26 protein-coding genes and 1 other annotated feature (1 of these 27 cut by a window edge) are annotated in these 22,968 nt (G+C 37.4%); of the genes, 16 read left to right on the top strand and 10 right to left on the bottom strand.

The genetic code is table 11. The features are described 5' to 3' along the window. Positions 1–177 (top strand) — a binding site (T-box leader); it begins 53 nt to the left of the window's first position. A gap of 50 nt (positions 178–227) precedes the next feature. The 5 genes from thrS (at position 228) to AC1DFT_RS10220 (ending at position 4,556) form a co-directional block, all read left to right on the top strand. Next, the gene (thrS, locus tag AC1DFT_RS10200; RefSeq protein WP_477919090.1) at positions 228–1,424 is read left to right on the top strand and encodes a threonine--tRNA ligase; all 1,197 of its coding nucleotides are present in this window, start codon (positions 228–230) and stop codon (positions 1,422–1,424) included. Positions 1,425–1,532: 108 nt separating this feature from the next. Continuing rightward, the gene (locus AC1DFT_RS10205) at positions 1,533–2,039 is read left to right on the top strand and encodes a GNAT family N-acetyltransferase (RefSeq protein WP_477919091.1); all 507 of its coding nucleotides are present in this window, start codon (positions 1,533–1,535) and stop codon (positions 2,037–2,039) included. Positions 2,040–2,205: 166 nt separating this feature from the next. Continuing rightward, the gene (locus AC1DFT_RS10210) at positions 2,206–2,493 is read left to right on the top strand and encodes a GerW family sporulation protein (protein WP_477919092.1); all 288 of its coding nucleotides are present in this window, start codon (positions 2,206–2,208) and stop codon (positions 2,491–2,493) included. 616 nt (positions 2,494–3,109) lie between these two features. Next, positions 3,110–3,442, top strand: a complete 333-nt coding sequence (locus AC1DFT_RS10215) for a PadR family transcriptional regulator (RefSeq protein WP_477919093.1) — start codon at positions 3,110–3,112, stop codon at positions 3,440–3,442. Beyond that, positions 3,435–4,556, top strand: a complete 1,122-nt coding sequence (locus AC1DFT_RS10220; RefSeq protein ID WP_477919094.1) for a DUF2812 domain-containing protein — start codon at positions 3,435–3,437, stop codon at positions 4,554–4,556. Before AC1DFT_RS10215 ends, AC1DFT_RS10220 begins: the two co-directional genes overlap by 8 nt. A 24-nt stretch (positions 4,557–4,580) precedes the next feature. On the opposite strand, the gene AC1DFT_RS10225 is transcribed toward AC1DFT_RS10220, so the two are convergent. After that, on the bottom strand, positions 4,581–5,054 hold the full coding sequence (locus AC1DFT_RS10225; RefSeq protein ID WP_477919095.1) for a VanZ family protein: 474 nt from the start codon (positions 5,052–5,054) through the stop codon (positions 4,581–4,583). Between the two features lie 95 nt (positions 5,055–5,149). Between AC1DFT_RS10225 and AC1DFT_RS10230 the strand changes: the two genes are divergently transcribed. Beyond that, complete coding sequence (locus tag AC1DFT_RS10230; RefSeq protein WP_477919096.1) at positions 5,150–5,545, top strand: VOC family protein; 396 nt, start codon at positions 5,150–5,152, stop codon at positions 5,543–5,545. Between the two features lie 51 nt (positions 5,546–5,596). Here AC1DFT_RS10230 and AC1DFT_RS10235 read toward each other — a convergent pair whose 3' ends face one another. Further along, positions 5,597–6,460, bottom strand: coding sequence for an AraC family transcriptional regulator (locus tag AC1DFT_RS10235; RefSeq protein ID WP_477919097.1), 864 nt, complete (start codon positions 6,458–6,460; stop codon positions 5,597–5,599). A 78-nt stretch (positions 6,461–6,538) separates the two neighbouring features. Beyond that, a complete protein-coding gene (locus tag AC1DFT_RS10240; protein ID WP_477919098.1) occupies positions 6,539–6,928 on the bottom strand; it encodes an NUDIX hydrolase in 390 nt (129 codons plus the stop codon). 161 nt (positions 6,929–7,089) lie between these two features. On the opposite strand from AC1DFT_RS10240, the gene AC1DFT_RS10245 reads away from it, so the two are divergent. The 7 genes from AC1DFT_RS10245 to rpmG all read left to right on the top strand — a co-directional run bounded on the left by AC1DFT_RS10245 (position 7,090) and on the right by rpmG (position 10,973). After that, on the top strand, positions 7,090–7,746 hold the full coding sequence (locus AC1DFT_RS10245) for a metallophosphoesterase family protein (RefSeq protein WP_477919099.1): 657 nt from the start codon (positions 7,090–7,092) through the stop codon (positions 7,744–7,746). A 16-nt stretch (positions 7,747–7,762) separates the two neighbouring features. Then, positions 7,763–8,230 (top strand): SRPBCC family protein, encoded by a 468-nt coding sequence (locus AC1DFT_RS10250; RefSeq protein WP_477919100.1) that lies wholly within the window; start codon positions 7,763–7,765, stop codon positions 8,228–8,230. Continuing rightward, the gene (locus AC1DFT_RS10255; protein ID WP_477919101.1) at positions 8,231–8,668 is read left to right on the top strand and encodes a GNAT family N-acetyltransferase; all 438 of its coding nucleotides are present in this window, start codon (positions 8,231–8,233) and stop codon (positions 8,666–8,668) included. A 152-nt stretch (positions 8,669–8,820) separates the two neighbouring features. After that, on the top strand, positions 8,821–9,330 hold the full coding sequence (locus AC1DFT_RS10260) for a DUF2179 domain-containing protein (protein ID WP_477919102.1): 510 nt from the start codon (positions 8,821–8,823) through the stop codon (positions 9,328–9,330). A gap of 129 nt (positions 9,331–9,459) precedes the next feature. Continuing rightward, the gene (locus AC1DFT_RS10265; protein ID WP_477919198.1) at positions 9,460–9,864 is read left to right on the top strand and encodes a DUF1801 domain-containing protein; all 405 of its coding nucleotides are present in this window, start codon (positions 9,460–9,462) and stop codon (positions 9,862–9,864) included. 78 nt (positions 9,865–9,942) lie between these two features. Then, positions 9,943–10,662: a YebC/PmpR family DNA-binding transcriptional regulator gene (locus tag AC1DFT_RS10270; RefSeq protein ID WP_477919103.1), complete on the top strand. Its 720-nt coding sequence runs from the start codon at positions 9,943–9,945 to the stop codon at positions 10,660–10,662. A gap of 161 nt (positions 10,663–10,823) precedes the next feature. After that, the gene (gene rpmG / locus AC1DFT_RS10275) at positions 10,824–10,973 is read left to right on the top strand and encodes a 50S ribosomal protein L33 (RefSeq protein WP_342527110.1); all 150 of its coding nucleotides are present in this window, start codon (positions 10,824–10,826) and stop codon (positions 10,971–10,973) included. Between the two features lie 46 nt (positions 10,974–11,019). Here the strand turns inward: rpmG and AC1DFT_RS10280 are convergent, their stop codons facing one another. The 5 genes from AC1DFT_RS10280 to AC1DFT_RS10300 all read right to left on the bottom strand — a co-directional run bounded on the left by AC1DFT_RS10280 (position 11,020) and on the right by AC1DFT_RS10300 (position 17,808). Beyond that, entirely contained in the window at positions 11,020–11,439 is a 420-nt protein-coding gene (locus AC1DFT_RS10280; RefSeq protein ID WP_477919104.1) for a DUF4395 domain-containing protein, read from the bottom strand. A gap of 165 nt (positions 11,440–11,604) precedes the next feature. Then, positions 11,605–13,260 carry a ribosomal protection-like ABC-F family protein gene (abc-f, locus tag AC1DFT_RS10285; protein WP_477919105.1) on the bottom strand — a complete coding sequence of 552 codons (1,656 nt, stop codon included), beginning with the start codon at positions 13,258–13,260 and terminating at the stop codon, positions 11,605–11,607. Between the two features lie 377 nt (positions 13,261–13,637). Next, positions 13,638–15,482 carry an asparagine synthase (glutamine-hydrolyzing) gene (gene asnB / locus AC1DFT_RS10290; RefSeq protein WP_477919106.1) on the bottom strand — a complete coding sequence of 615 codons (1,845 nt, stop codon included), beginning with the start codon at positions 15,480–15,482 and terminating at the stop codon, positions 13,638–13,640. Positions 15,483–15,677: 195 nt separating this feature from the next. Further along, complete coding sequence (locus AC1DFT_RS10295) at positions 15,678–16,916, bottom strand: ABC transporter permease (RefSeq protein ID WP_477919107.1); 1,239 nt, start codon at positions 16,914–16,916, stop codon at positions 15,678–15,680. Further along, positions 16,909–17,808 carry an ABC transporter ATP-binding protein gene (locus tag AC1DFT_RS10300; RefSeq protein ID WP_477919108.1) on the bottom strand — a complete coding sequence of 300 codons (900 nt, stop codon included), beginning with the start codon at positions 17,806–17,808 and terminating at the stop codon, positions 16,909–16,911. Before AC1DFT_RS10300 ends, AC1DFT_RS10295 begins: the two co-directional genes overlap by 8 nt. Positions 17,809–17,936: 128 nt before the next feature. Between AC1DFT_RS10300 and AC1DFT_RS10305 the strand changes: the two genes are divergently transcribed. After that, a complete protein-coding gene (locus AC1DFT_RS10305; RefSeq protein WP_477919109.1) occupies positions 17,937–18,845 on the top strand; it encodes a stalk domain-containing protein in 909 nt (302 codons plus the stop codon). Between the two features lie 171 nt (positions 18,846–19,016). On the opposite strand, the gene AC1DFT_RS10310 is transcribed toward AC1DFT_RS10305, so the two are convergent. Next, positions 19,017–19,931, bottom strand: coding sequence for a DNA-3-methyladenine glycosylase family protein (locus AC1DFT_RS10310; RefSeq protein ID WP_477919110.1), 915 nt, complete (start codon positions 19,929–19,931; stop codon positions 19,017–19,019). Between the two features lie 46 nt (positions 19,932–19,977). Beyond that, positions 19,978–20,730, bottom strand: coding sequence for a type I 3-dehydroquinate dehydratase (gene aroD / locus AC1DFT_RS10315; protein ID WP_477919111.1), 753 nt, complete (start codon positions 20,728–20,730; stop codon positions 19,978–19,980). A 66-nt stretch (positions 20,731–20,796) separates the two neighbouring features. Here aroD and AC1DFT_RS10320 point away from each other — a divergent pair, with 66 nt between their 5' ends. Both AC1DFT_RS10320 and dnaN read left to right on the top strand, forming a co-directional pair. Next, positions 20,797–21,648 (top strand): GNAT family N-acetyltransferase, encoded by an 852-nt coding sequence (locus AC1DFT_RS10320; protein ID WP_477919112.1) that lies wholly within the window; start codon positions 20,797–20,799, stop codon positions 21,646–21,648. 176 nt (positions 21,649–21,824) lie between these two features. Continuing rightward, positions 21,825–22,961, top strand: a complete 1,137-nt coding sequence (gene dnaN, locus AC1DFT_RS10325) for a DNA polymerase III subunit beta (protein ID WP_477919199.1) — start codon at positions 21,825–21,827, stop codon at positions 22,959–22,961. Positions 22,962–22,968: the final 7 nt, after the last annotated feature.

The following is a 22,968-nucleotide window of genomic DNA, read 5'->3' on the forward strand; positions in this document are numbered from 1 at the left end:
GGGTCATAGGCTGGGAGCCCTTAAAGAAAAACGAATGATTTACCACCTTAGAGCTATTAAGGGGAAAGCAATATTTGCAATTATCCTTATTCGGGAAAACCGTTATCTTTTTATGAGAGTAGTACAATTTTTGTGCTACAAAATTAGGGTGGAACCACGACCACACTCGTCCCTTTACCAGGGATGGGTGTGGTCTTTTTCATTTCAATTAATAGGAGGAATTTAAAATGTCAAATAAAGCAGAAGAAAGAATTAGCCATCAGAAGTTAGGTCAGCAATTGGAGTTATTTATGTCTAGTGAAGAGGCGCCGGGAATGCCGTTTTATTTGCCAAAAGGTATGGTGTTACGAAACGAGCTTGAAAACCTTTGGAGAGTAAAGCATCAAAGAGCGGGTTACCAGGAGATCAAAACTCCCATTATGATGAAGCAAGAGCTTTGGGAACAGTCAGGCCACTGGGATCATTATCATGAAAATATGTATTTTGCTAATGTGGATGAACAAAAGTATGCTATTAAACCGATGAACTGTCCAGGAGCAGTGCTCATTTTCAACAGTAAAAAAAGAAGTTATAGAGAGCTTCCAATTCGTTATGCGGAGCTTGGTTTAGTGCACCGTCATGAGTTATCCGGCTCGTTAAATGGACTTTTAAGAGTTCGAGCATTCACACAAGATGATGCACATCTTTTCGTACGGGAAGATCAAATAGAAAGCGAAATCGATAAAGTACTGGACTTAGTGGATGAATTTTATTCGGAGTTTGGTTTTAGTTATAAAATCGAGCTTTCTACTCGACCGGAAGATTTTATGGGATCAGTAGAAGCTTGGGATCAAGCGGAGCAAGCACTTGAGTCTGTGCTAAAGAAAAAACAAGTAGCATATCAAGTAAACGAAGGAGACGGGGCATTTTACGGTCCGAAAATTGATTTTCATATTTTAGATTCTCTTGGCCGCAGCTGGCAATGTGGAACAGTCCAACTCGATTTCCAAATGCCAGAAAAATTTAATTGCCAGTATATCGATGAGGACAATAAACTATGCCAACCAATTATGATTCACCGTGCGATTTATGGTTCTATCGAGCGCTTCATAGCTATTCTTCTAGAGCATTTCCAAGGAAGCTTTCCACTTTGGTTAGCACCTGTTCAACTGAAGATTTTACCAATAGCAGACGCACATGTCTCGTATGCAGAAGAGGTGAAGCTACAACTTGAACAAGAAGGATATCGAGTAGAAGTTGATGACCGTGTGGAGAAAATAGGTTTAAAAATTCGAGAAGCAGCTATGCAAAAACACCCGTATATGCTCATTGTCGGAGATCAAGAAATGGAGATGAATATTGTCTCTGTTAGAAAGCATAAAGTAGGAATCGTAGGTGAAATGAACTTGAATGAATTGAGTGGTCACTTAAAAAGCGAGCGATAAATTTATAAGGAATCACCTCTTACAAAGGATTTTCGATTATTCTTCACGAATAATGTTTGTAAGAGGGATTTCATTTTTTTCAAAGAAACGAAAGCAAAGGAGTAAGTAATGGAAATAAAATTATTAACAAAAAACGATGCAAGTGCCTATTGGGAATTAAGGCTAGAAGCATTACAACAAAGCCCAGAAGCTTTTGGAACTAGTTATGAGGAAGCGATACAAAGAACGAATCCAATCGAACAAGTAGAAAAAAGTCTACAAACGGAAGGCAATTATACTTTCGGAGCATTTCATAAGGATAAGCTTGTTGGAATGGTTGTGTTATCCCAAGAAGGCTATCTAAAAATGAAGCATCGGGCCAATATTTTTGCCATGTATGTAAGTCCACAAGCGCGTGGATTAGGAGGAGGAAAAGCATTACTAATGCAAGCGATTAATAAAGCTAAATCAATAGAAGAAATTGAAAAGATAAATTTGTCTGTCGTATCAACTAATGAAAAAGCAATAAATCTGTACACTCAATTGGGTTTCAAAGTTTTTGGTATAGAAGGAAAAGCATTAAAAGTAGGGGATACATATTACGATGAGGATCATATGGTGCTTAGTTTGAAATAGAAGGTTTTACTTGAAAAGTGTAGAAGTAGTTATTGAATTATTTATAAGGAGGTAGAAGGTTATAGAAGCAGAAAAGTTAGTTTCTAGCTCGGATGATAATCAAGTCATTTATCATTCTCCTATTCGGTCTATATTTGATAAATTCTCTCGCAGCAAGGATGTTTCGTTGGTTTATGGAGAGCCAATTGAACTCGAAGATAAAAGTGTACTACCTGTTGCTAAAGTAAATTATTATGTTGGTGGAGGCGGAGGTTTTTCCGATGCGAGTGACAAGGCATCAGCTGCTCAAGGTGAAGGTGGAGGAGGCTATTTCGCTATTAAACCAGTAGGGGTGTTTGAAATTACACCTGAAAAAGTTAAATTTAAACCGGTCATTAATATGTATCTCATGTTAACAATTTTTAGTGTTGTTACGCTTGGGCTTGGATTTTTATTGAAGAGATCTCGAAAATAAATAATAGATAGAAAATCTGCTAAAGAACTATGCCTTGGCAGATTTTTTTTGGATTTGAAAAAATAGGTATGCGAATAACTTTTTTATTTTGTAGATGACATAGGGATAATGCGACGCACTCATTGCCGTCTCACTCCAAGTAAAGAGCTATTTCAAGCATTGATTGCTTTCACCGGCAATTTGGTTGCTTTCGATTGGATTTGGTTGATCTCGCGCTGATTTAGTTGCTTTCCGAAGAGAATTAGTTGCTCTCAATGACTAGTTTGTTGCCCTTAGCCACTTTCTGGTATCTCACATTCGAAAAACCTGTAAAAAGTTTCGTTTCGGTTAGTCGATACTGGATAAATAAGCAGTTTCCATTGATTTTCGCTGCAACCGGCGTTCGACTGCAGTGAAAATCATAGCGCTCACTAATCAACTCACTACGACGCACTTTCTCTAATATGTAATTCCTCTTATTCTGCTGTAACGGGTCGGTCATAGCAGGGTTTGTGCTTCTGCTCTTTTACTATTCTAAGTCATCTTCCAAAGTAAAAGAACATTATTGACCACTTATGTCACGATGTGATACAGTAACGATGCGACATAGTGAATAACTAGAATGAGTGTGATCCAATTGAAAATCGATAAAGTTATTAAATCCTATATTCCAATGACCGAAACGGCATTTTATATTTTATTGTCGCTGACCACGCCCCGACATGGCTATGGAATTATTAAGCATGTGGAAGAGTTAACGGGCGGACGGATTATCCTTGGATCCGGTACCATTTATGGGACGTTGAAGAAAATGCAACGTGATGAGATTGTTACGGTTTATGCAGATGAGAGCAGAAAAATAATTTACGAAGTTTCGCCTATTGGGAAAGAGTTAATGAGAAATGAAATAAGTAGATTAAAAGAGCTACACGCAAATGCCTTAAAGTTTGAGGAGGAATTCGATGATTAAAAGATGGAGGCCTTTTTGGAGCTATGATTTGGAAAGGACCGAAAGCTGGTTATCCTCCTATGCATTAGAAGGAAAAAAACTAGTCGGTGTCCATTTGCTTTCACGTCAGTTTTTATTTGAAGAAGCGGAAAAGGAAGAAGTAGAATATCAAATCATATATGATACATCCAAAAGCAAGTTGGCAGGAAGGCTTGAAGATGCTGGCTGGGAAAACTCATTGACCGAGAATAAATGGAAATTCATTAAAAATAGTAATCAGGCAATTCATACGTACCCATCTCGTGAAGGGGTTTTAAAAAGGAATAGAATCCATTCTTTCGTTTTGACATGTATTGCTGTATTGTATGGAATTCAGTTAACGTCATTTGTTGTAGCGATGTCGTCCTTGTTATTTTTTCCGGAAGAGTCAAACATTGTGCCGAGTCCATTATGGTCTATTACAATTCTTTACTTTTTACAAGCTATCGCAGTTATTGTTTTAACGATATATATGACAAGAAAATTAAGAGCATTCAATGTTAAGTTTTTTAGTGCATCTGTTGACACGGTGAGGCCTGTTGGGAAGACATTTTCTAAATGGAGATTCGGCTGGATGTACGCACCAGATTTATTGGAAAACTGGCTTTCAGACATGGCAATGCAAGGGAATCATCTCGTTCGAGTAAGTAAAATGGGACCCGAATTTGTTTTTGAGAAGGACAGTCCAAAACTTGTATCGTACGTGTATGACTATCAATTGAAAGCTTCACCGAATTACTATGATATTCATAAAAACGCAGGATGGCAGTTAGTATTCACTTCTTCCTCTTGGTTTGCCAAGTATTCGATATGGCAAAAAGAGTATGAAATCGGCGAGGAGCAACCACGTTTTACATATGATTCTGCAGAGAAGAAAAGACAAGTTCGCAAAGTAATGTTAATGAATGCAAGCTTCGTGGGTTATCAATTAGTGATGCTATCTTATGTATGGTGGATTAATTTTTCGAATTACTATGTAAATGAACGAAGTACCTTGAACCAAATTCTTTTAGGGTTATTATTACTTAGTTCCCTTATACCGATTTCCATTATCTTTCGAACTGTTAAGTATGCTTTGCGTGTGCAAAAGATTTAAATTGGAAGAAAATCCGCTCAAGGACTATTCCTTCGCGGATTTTCTTTGTTTGAACAGTCGTATGCAAGTCAACAGGGTAAGCGCAGTTATAGCACCCGCCGTATCAAGTATCACATCTTGAGCAGAAGCTGTGCGTCCACTCGTGAATGATTGATGTAGTTCATCCGCTACTGCAAAGAGCATCGTAAGGATAACAGCTGTAATTATTCGATATTTGAATTTTGGTAGAGCAGCATAGATGGCCATGGCGATTATGCCAAAATAAAAGAAATGGGTCCCTTTTCGAATCAAAAACTCAATGAATGCATAGTATCCACGTTCTTCAATGGAAACTAGAATGCCCCAGTAAGGAATTTGAAATACGGATAGAAAAGACTCCAAAGGCCTACCCGGTAACCACTTCTCAAGCATCGGTATCAAAGATTGCTGTTCGGCTGTTTGACCAGATGAAATGAAAACCACGACTAGTAAAAAGAGTAAAGGAATAATTTTTTTCATAAGAAAACACTAACATAAATATAGGAAGTTTTCATATATCTGTTAAAATAAGCTATAGTAATCATAGGAAATAAAAACTGGAGGTATGGAACGGTATGTCTAAACTTACGCCATTTTTAATGTTCGAAGGGCGAGCAGAAGAAGCAATTAATTTTTACACTTCCATTTTTAAAGAATCGGAGGTCATTCGTTTAGCTCGTTACGGAGCGGAAGGACCAGGAAAAGAAGGGGAAGTATCGCAAGCGGTATTTTCCATTAATGGACAAGAATTTCTGTGCCATGATAGCTCAATCCAACATGCATTCACTTTTACACCATCGATTTCAATGTTCGTGGAATGTGATTCTGAAGAGGAACTCGATGAAGCATATGCACAGCTCTTGGAAGGCGGACATGCCTTAATGCCGATTAACAATTACGGCTTTAGCAAAAAGTTTGGCTGGGTACAAGATAAGTTTGGCGTTTCATGGCAATTAAATCTAGCTAATTAAGTATCTATAAGAAAACCCGAGGAGCAACTAAATAGCTCTTCGGGTTTTCTTTTATTTAATCGGTATCCAAATTTCTGAATAATAATCCTCATTCGAAGCATTTCCACTAGAATATACTTCTAACTCCGGAGTTCCAGCAGGGACATATGGATTAGAAGGAAACCATTCGGAATATATTTGTTTCCATGTATCTTGCATGGCATGTGGCATTGGCCCGTGTACTTCAAAAATAACCCACTTCGAAGCAGGGATTTCTAGGGAAGATAAATTTTCTGGAACGTCACCCACATGTGAAGAAGCAATCCAGTAGTCCATTAAGTCGGTATCTTTCTGGCTTTCATCTACTACACAAACGCCTAATACACCTTCAACTTCTCCATCGTTTAATTGGAATAGCAAATCATCTGTACCATTTGTATTCACTTCATCCCAAAATAACGGGATATTCTCCAAATTTTCACCTGTTTTACAATTGTATGTTCTTTTTATCCCAACTACTAGAAAACTTTCTTTCTCCACAATTTTATAGTTCATTGGTTCAGCCCCCTTCAAGCTTACCTGGATGACCAGGCGATTGTATGATTGTAAATTACCTAGTTTCTTTCGTGCATCACTCGGCGTCACGCCATGCTGCTTTCGAAAGGCTTTCGTAAAAGCTTCGGGAGTGTCGTAGCCATATTTGTAGGATAGGTCGATTATTTTGATATCGCTATTCATTAATTCCAGTGCCGCTAAAGTTAATCTTCTACGGCGAATATAATCTGCGATGGACATATCTGTTAAAATGGCAAATGTCCGTTGGAAATGAAAAACAGAAGAATTTGCTACCTTTGCAATTTGTTCCATCGTCAAATTATCAAGTAAATGATCTTCTATATAATTAATTGCTTTTTGTATCGACTCAACCCAAGCCATGGCTCTCACTCCTTGTAACTATCATAATAAAGAGCTACTATCTAATCCTGTCATTGTATGCTCACTTTGGACTGTTTTTCATTTTGCTAATAGAAGTTCCACAATTACTTTAGGTCGAACGTCTAAAGAGGAAAGATCATTGAGGTCAATCCATGTCGGTTCATAGAGTCCCCGTTGCACGGAAGTGTGAGAGTATTCTTCTCCTGTACCTGTTCCGAATTTGCCACCAATAATATCAGCGAGGAAAAAATGTTGCCTTCCGTTATATTCTAAGATTTTAAAGGGACGTTGAATACGTACATGCACCCCTAGTTCTTCATGCGTTTCTCGAATTGCAGCTTCCTCTGGCGTTTCTCCTTCCTCAATACCACCACCTGGAAACACATAGTAAGTTATATGTGGTTTCGTTCTTTTGATTAAGGCAATTCGTCCGTTCTCGATAATGACAGTTGCTCCTCGGTTTCTCAATCGTATTCCCCTTCCTTTCGAGTGGGCTAGTAGACAGAACATTCTTGCTCATATTATGCTTATTATATAACAACTTACAAAGCGAAAGCCCTTTTTAAGTAACAAAATAGTTAGCCAACATCATGCGTATAGTATAAAAAAGATGATGAGGAGAAATTTATTTGAACTTATTTGTCATTGGGGATGTCCATGGCTGTTACGAAACATTTGTGAAGATGATTGACCAATGGGATAAAAAAACAGAAATACTCATTCAGCTAGGTGATTTAATAGACCGAGGTACCGGATCGCCATACGTTGTAAAGTTAGCAAGGCAATTAAAGAAAGAATATATGGATCAAGCAGTTTTTTTAAAAGGTAACCATGAATTGGAGATGATTGAACATATAACAAACCCACCAAACAATAATTGGTTAAAGCAAGGTGGCTCCGAAACATTGCATCAATATTTAGCAGCTGACGAAGACATACAAGATGATGTAAGATGGTTGCGAAATATGCCCTTGTTTTGGGGAAATGATTACGTTTTTTTAAGTCATGCAGGTATTTCCGAGTTAGCCAATAATCCATTCAATGGAACAAGCGAACACGGAATTTTATGGAATAGAAGTCCATTGAAAAACATACAAAAACTGCAAATTATCGGCCATACACCAGGGGATTCACCAATATATAAGGCAGACAGTAACTCTTGGAATATAGATACAGCTGCTGTTTTTGGCAACAAGCTAACTGGAGTGAAACTAAAACAAACAGGGGAAATTATTGAATGGATAGATGTCAAAACGGATAAGCGTGATATGAAAGAAAAAACGTAAGAGGGGGATGGAAGTGATGCCTGTAATAATACACGAAATAGATATCGAAGCCCCACTAGTAAAATGTTTTGACCTTGCTCGAAACGTGGAAATACATACAGCAACAACTACCAATACAAACGAAAAAGCAGTAGCAGGTATAACGACAGGGCTATTGCAACTGGAGGATAGCGTTACATGGGAAGCGACCCATTTTGGTATGAAGCAGCGACTAACTGCAAAAATCATCAACATGAATATGCCGCATACCTTTACAGATGTGATGATTCGGGGGGCTTTTCATTCGTTTACACATACACATGAATTTAGTGAATATGACAAAGGAACGGTAATGAAAGATACATTTTCGTATAGAGCCCCACTTGGAGTGCTAGGAAAGCTAGCAGATAAACTGTTCTTAGAGAGATACATGAAGAATTTTATTAGTTCTAGAGCACTCCAATTAAAGAAAATAGCGGAAGCGGATATAAAGGGGAACGATTAGATGGAATATATATATTATAGGGAGATACCAGAGACTAATGTGCTAAAAGGCATTATGGAGCTACATAAGCATGTTTTTGAAGGAGCAGAGCTAGGGGGAGAAGAGCTCACTCAGAAGAGGAATCTGCTAATATTTGTAGCAATAGATAATAATCATGTTGTAGGTTTTAAAATTGGATATGAAATTAATGATCAAACATTTTATAGCTGGCTCGGTGGCGTCCATTCTAAGTATCGTGGAAAAGGGATTGCATCGGAACTCATGCGCAGGCAGCATAGTCTTGTAAAATCACTTGGCTATACGAAAGTACGCACTATTTCTCGGAATAATAGAAGAGAAATGCTCCTGCTCAATATTAAAGTCGGTTTTGATGTGATCGAAACTTTTACTAGTGAAAAAGGGAAGCATAAAATTATATTGGAGAAAGAACTTTTATAACGAAGAAGGGGCATTCTGGATAAATCAGAGAGCCCCTGTTTTATTTTACAAAAGATGAAAAGAGTTTTAATACCATTTTCAAAGAAATGCTGTATAATGATTTGAATACTCGACGAAAGCCACGGTATTACGTAAGAAAGGTGGAAGTGAATATGGATATCATATTGCTTATTATTGTTATTAATGTTGTATACATGACACTAACTACTCTGCGTTTGATATTAGTTATTAAAGGTTACAGAGTAGTAGCATCGTTCTTGTCTATGGCAGAAGTGTTTGTCTATTTAATGGGATTAACGATGGTTCTTGATAATCTTGATGAGCCTTTAAATATCGTTGCTTATTGTGTTGGATGGGGTCTTGGCGTATATTGTGGAAGTATTATTGAAAATCGATTAGCACTAGGCTATGTTGTATTCGATGTGATCGTCGATTCATTAGAAATTGAAATTCCGATTCAAGTCCGTGCAAAAGGTTACGGGGTAACATCGTGGGTTGCGGACGGCAAAGATGGAAAACGACTTTGTATGAAAGTATTAGCCAAACGAAAAAACGAATTAAAACTCAGAGATTACATTCTTTCTTTATCGCCGAAAGCTTTTATCATTTCATACGAACCAACTAGATTTAACGGTGGTTTCTTAATCAAACCATCTAAATAGTGCAAGGGACGAGCTTTTTTTCGAGCAATCGAGAAAGGCTCGTTTTTAGTTCGTCAAAAATGAGAAATACCTGTAAAATGAGGATAATATTCTAAAGGGGATGTTAACTTGGCGAAATACGAACAAAAGATGAAGGAAACAGACAAAAGTGTTATTGAATTTATTGAAAACGTAGACAGCCTTAATAAGAGAGAAGAAGCTTATAAGTTGCTGGAAATTTTCGGTGAAGCAACTGGCTATGAGGCGAAAATGTGGGGACCAAGCATTATTGGTTTTGGATCTTATCATTATAAGTATGCGACAGGGCATGAAGGAGACGCACCGCTTGTAGGGTTTTCTCCTCGTAAAGCGAAAATTAGTTTATATTTTGCAACTGGCGATACAGAACGGGAAGTCATTTTAGAGAGATTTGGTAAGCATACTTCTGGAAAAGCATGTGTGTATATTAATAAAGTCGCTGATATTGATGTAGAAGTATTAAAAGAATTAATCGACAGATCTATTACGTTTTTACAAGAAACATATGGAAGTTAATGTATTTATTTTGCTATGGGCTAAGTAATTAATGTATAATACTAAAGTAGAAAACGAATCGAAAGAGAGTGGGACTTTATGGGTCGTAAATGGAATAATATTAAAGAGAAGAAAGCTTCCAAAGATGCAAATACTAGCCGTATTTACGCGAAGTTTGGACGTGAAATATATGTAGCTGCAAGACAAGGCGAACCAGATCCTATTTCTAACCAAGCGTTAAAAGTAGTACTAGAGCGTGCTAAAACATACAGTGTGCCAAAGCATATTATTGATAAAGCAATTGAGAAGGCAAAAGGCGGATCAGAAGAAAGCTATGACGAGCTTCGTTACGAAGGTTTCGGCCCAAGCGGTTCTATGGTAATCGTCGATGCGTTAACAAACAATGTAAACCGTACAGCATCTGATGTACGCGCTGCATTCGGTAAAAATGGCGGAAACATGGGTGTCAGCGGTTCGGTTGCATATATGTTTGATGCAACTGCAGTAATTGGTTTAGAAGGAAAAACAGCGGATGAAGTGTTAGAACTTCTGATGGAAGCAGACGTTGATGCTCGTGATATTTTAGAAGAAGATGACTCGGTAATCGTTTACGCTGAGCCAGATCAATTTCATGCAGTACAAGAAGCCTTAAGAGCTGCTGGTGTTGAAGAGTTTACAGTTGCAGAGCTAACAATGCTTGCACAAAATGATATTTCATTGGATGCAGATGCACAAGCACAATTCGAAAAAATGATCGATGCAATTGAAGATTTAGAAGATGTTCAACAAGTTTACCATAACGTAGACTTAGGAGAATAATAGAGGAAAAGGTTGTCTTATGAGTAGTTTTTCTACTTGAAGGCAACCTTTTTCTTTTGGGGTATGGAAATCGTGTTGGAAAAACAAAACTAATTGACATGGATGAAATTATTGTTTAATATATAAAACGTAACCATTACGATTTAATTGGAGGTCTAGTTTTGAGAGTTAATATTACATTAGCATGCACAGAAACAGGGGATAGAAATTATATCACGAAAAAGAATAAACGTAATAATCCAGAACGTATAGAACTAAAAAAGTACTGTCCACGTTTAAAAAGAGTAACACTTCATCGAGAAACGAAGTAATAGAAAACAGCCTAACTGAAAAAATCAGTAGGCTGTTTTTGGTTTATTAAGTTGCTGAATTTTTTCGACGATAATTCCATTGCTGATATTGGAAACGTACAAAGCAACCAATACAAAATCCAAGGATTGCAACTAGTGCAGCTAAACCGACCATGATTGTGGCGACTATAAATAATATAGACCAATTTAATAAAAAACTGACACTTGCAACGAATAAGAAGCTAACAGCTAGCCACTGGTTAAATCTTAGTTGGGCGTAATCTTCTTGAATATATGCATTTGCAGGTTTGGGTAAAAATCGTTTTACTATAGCTAATATCGGATGAAACCCAGTTAATAAGCTCGAAAGATTTGCGACAAGTGGAACGAGTAAAATCCATGCTGACTGTGTAATAAGCGCAATGATTACAGACAATACAATTGTCCAKTGATTAGCCATGACTAGAGGTTTTGGAATTGTTTTCATATTAAAACCTACTTTTCTTATTGGATTTAATATCATTATATGGTGAACAGCTCATAAAGTAAACGGTGGAATTTGGCTCGTTCCATATTTCCCGGGAAATTGACAAAAGTCGATGTTTTGTTACAGAAATGTTACTGGTGCCAGGCACCAGTAACATTTCTGTCATCATTTTTTCTTTAGTGCATTGATTTGGTTGGTTAATGCTATAAATTGTTGGTCTAGTTCCTTGTATTTACTATCTTTTTTCTGTAAGTAACTGAGTTCTCCCAATACTGCTTGTCGCTCGGTTTCTAATTTTAGTAGGTCTTTTTCACGTAAGGATTCATTCGTTTTATGGATCCATTCGTTGTAGCCCATTTCTACTTTCCTAATCGTTTTATTTTCAAAGATGAGTAGTTTATTTGTTAGCTTTTCTAAAAAATACCGGTCGTGCGTGACTAATAAAATGGTTCCCGGATAAGTCGATAGGGTTTTCTCTAGCTGTTCCCGTGATGGAAGATCCAAATGATTTGTTGGTTCATCTAAAAGTAAAAGGTCTTTTTGGTCTAATATAAATTCCATTAGCTTTAACTTTACTCGTTCTCCCATACTCATCGTGCGAATCGGACGGGACCAGTGATCTTTCGAAAATCCTAGATTCATCATTAGAGTTTGAATTTGACCGCGTGTTTCAAAATCAGTGGGTCCAAAAAACTCAAATGGTGTTTTTTCTTCTGGTAAATCAAATACGGTTTGACGAAGATAGCCGATATTCATCGCTTCCGACTTCCAAAGTTCACCTTGTACGGCATCTTCTCCTAATAACATGCGGAAAAATGTCGATTTTCCACTCCCATTAGAACCTAAGATGCCAATACGTTCTTGAGACTGGACGGTAAAAGTTGCGTTTTGAAAGAGTAGTTGATTGCCAAAGGTTTTGCTCATATTTTTTGCTTCAATAACGCGTTTTCCTTTTTTCTTATTTCCTTCAATAGAAAAGGTCACTTCTTTTTCCACTGCTGGTTGATTGATAGTGTTTTTGGACAGCTCAAGTTCTAAGCGTTTCTTTTTAGAACGTATTTGTACATCCATTTTTTTTGCTTTCACTCGGTAATATTCTTTATTAAATTCATGTTTAGTTGAATCTGCATGTGCTTTAGCTGACCAGTTTTGTAGCGCAGACATTTGTTTCTCTACTTGTTGTATTTTAGATTGTTGAGCATCATAGAGCCTTTGTTGTGTTAATCTTGATTCTTCTTTCTTTTGTCGGTAAGTAGAATAGTTCCCGGTATATACTTCAAGTTTTTTATTTTCCACTTCCCAAATCCAATTTGCAACCTCATCTAAGAAATAACGATCATGAGATACTAAAATAATTGTTCCGAGGTAGGCCTGTATCTGTTGCTTTAAGAAAGATAAGCTTTCTTGGTCTAGATGATTCGTCGGCTCATCTAATAGAAGAAGCTGCGACTTTTCTGCAAATACTCGGGATAATCGTTTCTTCATTTTTTCGCCGCCGCTTAGATGGTCATATTCTCTATCCTGCGGAACGGACCATTTACTAAAGTATTCCTGTTCATGATCCGCAAAATCATTATTCTTAAATTGCTCATCCTCTTGCTTAAAATAGCTAATGGCTGGGGTGCTTCCGAACCATTCAACTTGCCCGCTTGAAGGGAGGGCCTCATTTGCTAATATGGATAGAAGGGAGGACTTACCTTGACCGTTACCACCAACGATTCCAATAACTCCCCCGGTAATGATATCTGCATTTGCATTTTCTACTATAGATTTTTCCCCAAATTTGATGTTTAAATTGATAAGTTTACCATGTAATGTCATACAATCCGCTCCTCTTTGGAGGAATAAAAAAATCCCTCCGAATATGAATCGGAAGGATTGCTTGCCTTTAAAAAATACGCAAAAAACCACTACAAACTAAAGTGTTGTAGAGAATCATTCGTATTTGATTGAAAAATGGGCAGACTAATCCTATTTCCGATTTTGTAGTGTTTATTTTGTTAAACCCCTACTTAAGAAATAAGATTAAATATCCATTGTCCACCCATCATCCTCTCAAAATTATTAACTCAATCATAACACAAAACAGACTCATTGTTACAAGAATATTACGGGTGCCTGGCACCAGTAATATTCTTGTAAACTTGACAAATTAAATATGGAGGGAGTGTTCACAACGGCGTTCGACGTTCTTTCTTTTAATCCACAAGTTGTACGTTGTAATCTTTAAACCAGATATGCAATTGCACTAAATAGGCTAATAGTTGAGGTCCGGACATTAATTGACCAAACCAAGGTACTTGAAATGCATCCCCATTTGAGTCGATTAAGTCGGAGAGGCGTTTCGCTTGGAAAAGCTCGTGAAGGATAGAATTTTTATCTCGAAGTTGCTCTTTTAGCATATTCCCGACAAGCCCAGTATAAACGGGATTATGCGTCTTCGGATAAGGACTTTTCTTTCTATAAAGCACGTCATACGGGAGATCTTCTTGAAATGCTTTTCTTAAAATTCCTTTTTCTTGATTGCCAACCATTTTGAAATCCCACGGAATATTCCATGCGTACTCGACTAATCGGTGATCGGCAAAGGGCACTCTAACTTCTAAACTAGCTCCCATGCTCATACGATCCTTTCGATCCAATAAAGTCGTCATAAACCAAGTCATATTTAGGTAGAATAATTCACGTCGTTTTGATTCAATAGAAGTTTCTCCCTCTAAACGAGGAGTTTCAGAGATTGTTGTATCGTAAGCATGTTGAACATATTCATGAATAGCAAGCTTTTTCTTCCAGCTATCGTTTAGCAATGAATATCGTTCATTTGTGGAGCGAATCCAAGGAAATCCTTTTTCCGCATGTGTAACTTGATGGAACCAAGGATAACCTCCGAAAATTTCATCAGCACATTCCCCGGATAGTCCCACTGTGAAATCTTGTTTTATTCTTTCGCAAAACCAAAGTAATGAAGAGTCAATATCCGCCATCCCAGGAAGATCACGCACATGCATAGCCTCTATTAAGTATTCGGCTAATTCCTTCTGACTGATAACAGCATGATGATGCATTGTATTCAAGTTACTGGATACTTTTCGGATCCACGGCTGGTCATCTGATGGTTGAAAGGTGTTCCCTTGGAAGTGCATTTTATTGTTTTCATAATCAATAGAGTATGTGTGAAGTGTTCCTTTTGCTTCACGAGTGAATGCTTTTGAGGCAATTGCTGTGATGATGCTTGAATCTAGACCTCCGGAAAGGAATGTACAAAGGGGGACATCTGATACTAGTTGTCGCTCCACGGCGTCCGTCACTAAATAGCGAACTTTCTCAGTGGTTTCATCTAACGAATCGGTATGTTCCGCACTTTTTACATTCCAGTACCTCCAAATCCGAAGACCATTTCGGGAAAAGGTAAGCGCATGGGCTGGACGCAATTCATGGATACCTTCATAAACACCAGATCCGGGTGTACGAGATGGGCCTAATCCAATTATTTCCGCTAAGCCTTCTCGATTGATAGAAGGAGATACTTCTGGATGTGCAAGAAGTGCTTTAAGTTCTGAAGCAAAAAGTAAGCCTCCAGTTCTTTCTGTGTAAAAAAGTGGTTTAACCCCAAGTCGATCCCTTGCGATAAAAAGCTTTTGTTCCTGCTCATCCCAAATAGCAAAAGCGAAAATGCCATTGAAATGATCGATACAATTTTCTTTCCATTCAATATAAGAGGTCAATAACACTTCGGTATCCGAATGCCCCGAGAAAGAATGTCCTCGCTTCAATAATTCCTTCCGAAGATCTTCCGTATTATACAATTCACCGTTATAAGAAAGTGTATATTGGTTAGCTTGATACGTTTTCACCATCGGCTGCTTTCCACCGATAGGGTCGACTACCGTTAATCGGCGATGACCTAACAAGGCATGAGTTGCACCCCAAATATTATGATCATCAGGCCCTCTTTTACTAAGCGTTCCCGTCATTTTTTCCACAATTGGTTTCTCATTTTGTAAATCTTTCTTAAAGTGAATCCACCCTGTAATTCCGCACATATATCCGCATCCTTTCTTTCATGACCTATTTTATGCAAGAAACTACCAAAATTGTGCAGGCAGATAATTTGAGCCTCAGTAACAATCTTGTAATAAATACAAAAAATAAAACAATCGTGAAAGTTTAAACTTTCACGATTGTTTTATTAAACATGAATGTATTAGTGCCAGGCACAGGTTCAAAGCTAAGTGTACTTATGTTGTCACTTTAAGGACGGTTTTAATTTTTTGGATAATGCCTCCCGAGCTGTATGTTAATACGCTGCGTTTATAGAATGATAGGCTCACTAGGAACATTAGTATAACGGTTCCGATTAATACGAGCATTGCTAGGATTGGTTCAAACGCAGCAATATCGGTTGCGCCAATTCGAAGGGGCATTACCATCCCAGATGTGAATGGAATGTACGAGAATATTTTAATAAGCATTGTATCGGGACTCGCCATTCCTGAAATTAATACGTAAAACCCAATAATCCCGACCATCATTGCCGGCATCATTGCTTGACTTGACTCTTCCACTTTGGATACAAGGGAACCAAGTAGTGCTCCTAAGATTAAGTATAAAACAATCGTTAACAGTAGAAATGCTATGGCGTACCCGATATAACTAAGGGACAACTCATTTGCAATCTCCGCAACCATATCCCATTTCGAACCACCGTCGATGAATAAAAATAACAAACTTTGCACTACTAAAAGTGCTCCAATTTGGGTTAATGCAAGTAAAAATGTCCCTGTAAGTTTTGCCATAAAGTGAGTAGATGGTTTAACACTCGCAAGTAGTACTTCTAAAACGCGCGAACCTTTTTCCGATGCAACATCTGTTGTAATCATCGATAAAAATGTCATAACAAACGAATAGATGAGGAAGCCTACTAAGAAAGAAGCACCAATACCGGCAGCTTTTTCGTCTTCGCTTTTACCTGATGCGGAATCGACATTTAAATTTTTCGCAGAAATAATCGTTTCTGATTGAAGAATTTTTTGGGCTTGTTGCGCTGTTAGATTTAATTGTTGTACTTCATATATTTTCCCGGCGTATTGCAAGGTAGAAGAAATACTTAATTGATCATTAAAGGTAAGTGGTTCGAACGTTGCGATTTCCGCTGCTAAAGAATGGTCTTGATCACGAACGAAGACAGCTGCTTGGTATTCTCCATCGATCACTTGCTGCTCGACTACTGCTATCTGTTCTGTTGGAAACGAATACTCTATATCACTGGTCGATTCAAAAAAGCTTTCAATATCGGCATCTGTTTCATTCAAAATAGCGACTTGTAATGGTTCGTTCTGGAAAAAGGCTTCTTTAATATCGGACCAAAACATTACTCCACTAATGACGGCAACGTAAAGGACGATTGAAAAAATAAAAGATTTGGCTTTCACTTTTTGTGTATATAATTGCTTTACAAGCAACCAAAATTTAGACATTTGGTCCACCAACCTTATCTTTGAAGATTTCATCTAACGTTAAATAATCTAAACTGAATTTCTCTATATATTTCCCATTCGATACAAAGTCGAATATAGATTGTGCATACGATTCATCTTCTAACGTTAAAATATACTGGTCTTTCCCAAGTTGTATATTCTTCACGCCATTCAACTTACCGAGTACGTCCTCCCCGACATCCGTTCGAATCGTCAACTTTGTTTTCCCATATTGCTTCTTCAAGTCTAATAAACTACCGGAAAATAAAGAGACTCCTCGTTTCAACAAGCATAAATGATCGCAAAGCTCCTCTACATTATCCATTTGGTGGCTAGAGAACAAGATGGTCGTTCCTTTCTCCTTTAATTCTAAAATAGCGTTTTTCAACAAATCCTTGTTTACTGGGTCTAGTCCACTAAATGGTTCATCTAAAATAAGGAACTCCGGTTGGTGTATAAAGCTCGCTATTAACTGCACTTTTTGTTGATTCCCTTTAGATAATGTTTCTGCTTTTGCTTTTCGTTTATCCTCTAATTCGAAACGTTCAATCCAATATTCTACTTCTTTCTTTAATTCATTTCGATGCTTTCCTCTTAATTCGCCAAAGAAATAAAGCTGATCTTCCACAGTCATTGCAGGGAAAATCCCACGCTCTTCTGGTAAATATCCTAAAATATCCCGATTAATCGAATTGATAGGTGTTCCATTCCATATGATAGTGCCTTCCGTTGTTTCTTGAAGGTCTAAAATCATACGGAATGTCGTTGTTTTACCAGCTCCATTTTGTCCTATTAATCCAAAAATCTCTCCCTTTTCAATTGTAAAGGTCAAGTTATCAACGGCTATAAAGTCTTGGTACCTTTTGGTTACTTGATTAATAGATAATGTCATAAGTAAGCTCCCATCTATTTTTTCTTTTCTAATTACTTTATACGGAATGGGAATGGAAAATGTTTCACTTTTTTATGTAACGTTTTCTTAGGTTACCCGTCAGATTCAATGAATGGAGGAACGAAAATATGAAAAAACTAAGCATTTTTGCAGTAACGATCCTTGCAGCTGGACTTGTTTTCCATCAGCCAGTGGCAAATGCGCAAAGTGAGGACGAAACGACGGTGGAACAAAAAGACACAAGCAATTTTATGAAGTCAACCGGAGTGATTAAAGACATTGAAACGAAGGATGGCATTGTGACATTGACAGTGGAATCCGAAGAAAAAGAACCGCAAATTACAAACTTCAAACTGAACGATGAAACACTCTTGTTCAATAGCGGAACGACAAAAGCAGTAGAAAAAGTAACATTTCAAAAAGGGCAACGCATAGATGCATACTATGACAAAAACAAGCCAATGATTATGATTTATCCAGCTCAAATTTATCCGGAATTGGTAATTGTGCATGACGAAGCAAAGATGGGTTCAGTTAAAGTATCTAAGTTTGACGATGAATTTTTAAGTTTAGATAATGAATTAAAACTAAATATTGGCGAAGAAACACTTTTAGTTAATGAAAAAGGTGTGGAGCTTGAACAAGCAGATTTAAAGGGAAAAGAACTAGTTGTCTTTTATACAATTACAACGATGAGTATCCCGGCGCAAACACCACCAACTAAAATTATAGCGATTGACAGTCTATCACCGGAAATGAAAGAAGTTCAAACGATTATTGAGAACGATCATTTCATACAAAATGGAACAAAAATGATTCCACTGAAAAAAGTCGCAGAGCAACTTGGTTACAGCGCGCTAACTTATTCAAAACGTCTAGGTACTTACTTAAAATTAGAGAATAGTTCGCTGATTATTACGGTTGGAGATAAAACATATAGCTATAACCGAAGTTTACGACAATTTACAGAAAATCCAGTATTAAAAAACGATAAAACTTATGTATCGGAAGACATTTTAGACGTATTGGTTCCTTAAATTGTCAATTGACTTCAAATAAATGGCTTAGGGCAACCAAACTGACTGGGAGAGCAACCAATCTAGTCACGAGAGCAACTACTTCGACTAGGAAAGCAATCAATTCACTAATAAAAGCAACCAAATCAAAGAAATGCCCCTTTTTATCTAGTCAAAAGGGGCATTTCTACTTCAATATAAGAATCTCCACAAATAGAATGTCGCATAAGCTTCCCAGCCTTTCCAAGGCACAGAAAGTTTTAAAAGTTCATCCTTTGTAGGCTTTTGTTCAGAACCCATCACATGTTTAATCGCGTTATGAAGTCCTACATCATCCATTGGGAATGCGGAAGGGAATCTCAAACAGCGCATTAATACGTAGTTTGCAGTCCATGGTCCAATTCCGCGAATGTTCGTTAGTATTTTCTCGGCTTTTTTGACATCCTTTGTTTCTAGAAGCATTTCTTTCGTAAGCTGCCCCGTATTTATTTGATTTGCAACATCTATTAAATACTCACATTTTTTGACGGTCATTTTTAATCCTACTAAATCTTCTACTGTTAGCTTTGCAATATCACTTGGTGTTGGAAACAGCCAGTACTGTTCATCTTCGTACGTCAGCGAAGTTCCAAATTTCTCGACTAGACGTCTCTTTAGCGTATATGCAAATGGCAAATTTATTTGCTGTCCAAGGATACCCCAGGCCATTGCTTCGAATAAATCCGGAATACCGATAATTCGAAGCCCATTAAATGTATGGACCGCTTGTTGGAGAATCGCATCACTTTTGGCTAAAGAATAAAAGGGCTGTATATCTGTTTGGAAATCAAACCATTCCCTAATGTATGCTGTTACTTGTTCCATCGCTTGTTTAGTAGTTGGTTTTGTATTTCCTAAAAATGCGATCGTTAATGAATGTTCGTCTCGTTCCCAAATCTCCACAAGTACTATACATTCATCTGTGGCAATTGCTTTTCTTACTTTATTTCCATGAATTCGGAACATACATTCATTTGTCGATCTTTGCAAATAACCTAGATTTTGGACAAAGCTAAATTCAGATGGGGTAGGTAAAATGATTTGATTGTCTTCCGTTTCACGTATCAACTTTCTACAACTCCTTATTTCTTCATTATAAATATAAAGAGTTTCGTTATTTCGTACGTAAAAGCTTTAACATCTTTCTTAACTCTTCCGCAGGTATTTGCCCGGGAGCAGATGCTTCCACTCCAGAACCAAATGTGGCAGCAGATCCAAAAACTTGTCCGGCTATCCGGCTAATTGCCCCAGTAGCAGCCATCGACATTGTAATAATTGGTCGATCTGCATAAAGATTTTTCATTGTATAAGTCGCATCAAGTAAAGCCAGTACGTCTGTTGGAGTCTTAGGCATCACTGCAATTTTCGGGATATGCGCACCGAGTTCTTGCATTCTTCGTAGGCGCCATACAATTTCTTCTTTGACAGGTGTTTTTTCAAAATCATGATTGGACATTACTACATAAACGTCATGAGCATAGGCCGTATCCACGATTTCGCTTACATGTAAAGAAAATAATTCTACATCTATTAAGTCAATCGCTTTTGTTTGAATAACACTTTTAAGAAGCTCTTTATAATAGGTATCTTCTATTCTTTTATTTCCGCCTTCGCGGTGACTTCTAAAGGTGAACAAAAGTGGGATAGGGAATAAGGCATCGCGAACAGTGAAAAGTGTCTCTTTTACCACTGCTAAATTTTCAATATCCTCTAGTGCATCTGCACGCCACTCCACAATATCGGGGGCTACTTGTTTAATTGTTTTAATTTCTTCAAGAAGTTGCTCTACGTTTTTTCCCATAAGTGGAACAATAATTTTCGGAACGCCTTCTCCAATATGAATATCTCGAATAGAAACAATTTTCATAAAATGGATTCCCCTTCAATTGTATTTTACGTTATATTAACATACAAAGGCGAAAAGGAGGAGAATATGTTGAAATTTCAGAGATATGAAAATGCAAAAGATTTTGCGAGAGTTGCCACCCCTTTTTTAGAGAAAAACGAAGATAAGTTTAGTTTGTTTCTCGGAGTACTGCAAGCAATAAAAGATGGAAAATATGAAAACCCATATATGGCAACGATTGAAGAAGACGGCGAGTTACTAGCACTGTTCCAAATGACACCACCACATCCACTCAACATCATTTTTGTGAGCGAAAAGCGAATGGAGAAAAGCATCGAGCTTAGTATCAATGGGCTCATCCAGCAATCTATCTCTATTAACTCCATTATTAGTGTAAAAGAATGGGCATATGCATTTGCACAAAAATGGCAGGAGAAAACAGGTCAAAGCTTTTCCCTTATGATGGATCAAGGACTATACCGATTAGACCAAATAGACGAATCACTTGAAATGAGCCCAGGCACATGGCGTTATGCTACACATGACGATGCGTTGCTCATTGAAAAATGGTATAGCCAATTCGAGGAGGACACTGGACTTTTAAATACTGCGCCAGCGGAAATTAAAAAACGGGTAAAAGTGATGCTTGATGCAAAGGAAGTATTCTTATGGGAAAACCAAGGACAAATTGTATCTATGATGAAAAAAGCAAGACCAACAGCAAATGGCGTCACTGTTTCACTTGTATTCACTCCAAAAGAGGAACGGAAAAAAGGATACGCTCGTACGATGGTTGCAGCAGGAAGTAAGGAACTGCTAAAAGAATTTCAATTTTGTGTGCTCTACACAGATATGTTAAATCCCACATCTAATAAAATCTATCAAGAAATTGGTTATCAAAAATTGGTAGATTCTGTACACTTGGGATTTGAACAATAATTAGTTTCATAGCAAATGTATATGGAGGACCTATCGCTATTTGGAAGTGATAGGCCTTTTTATGGTTCGAAAAACGCAGTGCAAATAAGTTTTTGTAATGTTACATTAATTCTGACGGGATATTTAATAAGATGAATAAATGGTAAAAAATATTATATATAAAAGTGGGGTAAATGATGAAATTAGAAATTATGCGCCATCGATTATTAGAAGGTTTAAATGATGTAATGAAAGCAGTTAGTTCTAAAACTACCATGCCAATTTTAACGGGAATAAAACTGGAAGCTACAGAGAATGGATTAAAATTGACTGGCAGTGATTCAGATATTACGATCCAAACGTTTATAAAAGCAGAGGAAAATGGAGAGCAGATTATTCGAGTTATCGAAGAGGGTTCCATTGTTGTTCAAGCACGTATGTTTAATGAAATCGTACGAAAGCTACCGACAAGTGATGTCGAAATTGAAGTAAATGCCAATTATCATACGCATATTCGTTCCGGAAAATCGAAATTTCATTTAATCGGACAAGAAGCTTCTGAATATCCGCTGCTTCCAGAAATCCAAGATGATCGTCAGTTCACTATTCCAGCCGATTTAGTGAAATCAATTGTTCGTGAAACAGTCTTTGCAGTTTCCACTTCTGAAAGTCGTCCAGTATTAACGGGTGTACTTTGGCAAGTTAAAGAAGGGGAGCTTGTTTGTGTAGCTACAGATAGTCACCGCCTCGCACGCCGTAAAGTAACTTTAGAGCAGCCACCAGAAGGGGAATACAGTGTAGTTATTCCAGGGAAGAGCTTAAACGAATTAAGCAAAATCATAGGAGACTCGTCACAACCTGTTCATATAGCAATAACAAACCAACAAATATTATTTAAAACGGAAAATGTATTGTTGTATTCTCGCTTACTAGAAGGGAATTATCCAGATACATCACGCTTAATTCCCACTGATTATAAAACAACTGTTACGATGAACGGAAAAGCATTATTTCAAGCGATAGATCGTGCTTCTTTATTAGCTCGTGAAGAACGCAATAACATTGTTCGTTTGTCCTCATTAGATGGTCATATTGTTGAAATATCATCTAGCTCTCCCGAAATTGGAGAAGTGGAAGAAGAAATTCAATCGACGTCAATTGAAGGAGATGAGATAAAAGTTTCGTTTAGTGCAAAATATATGATGGACGCTTTAAAAGCTTTAGACGGGCATGATGTGATTGTTCAATTTACAGGAGGCATGCGACCGTTCATTTTAAACTCCGTCCATGGTGATGAAATCCTTCAATTAATTGTGCCTGTTCGCACTTACTAAAAAATAA

This window comes from Psychrobacillus sp. 05T411 (assembly GCF_056396485.1).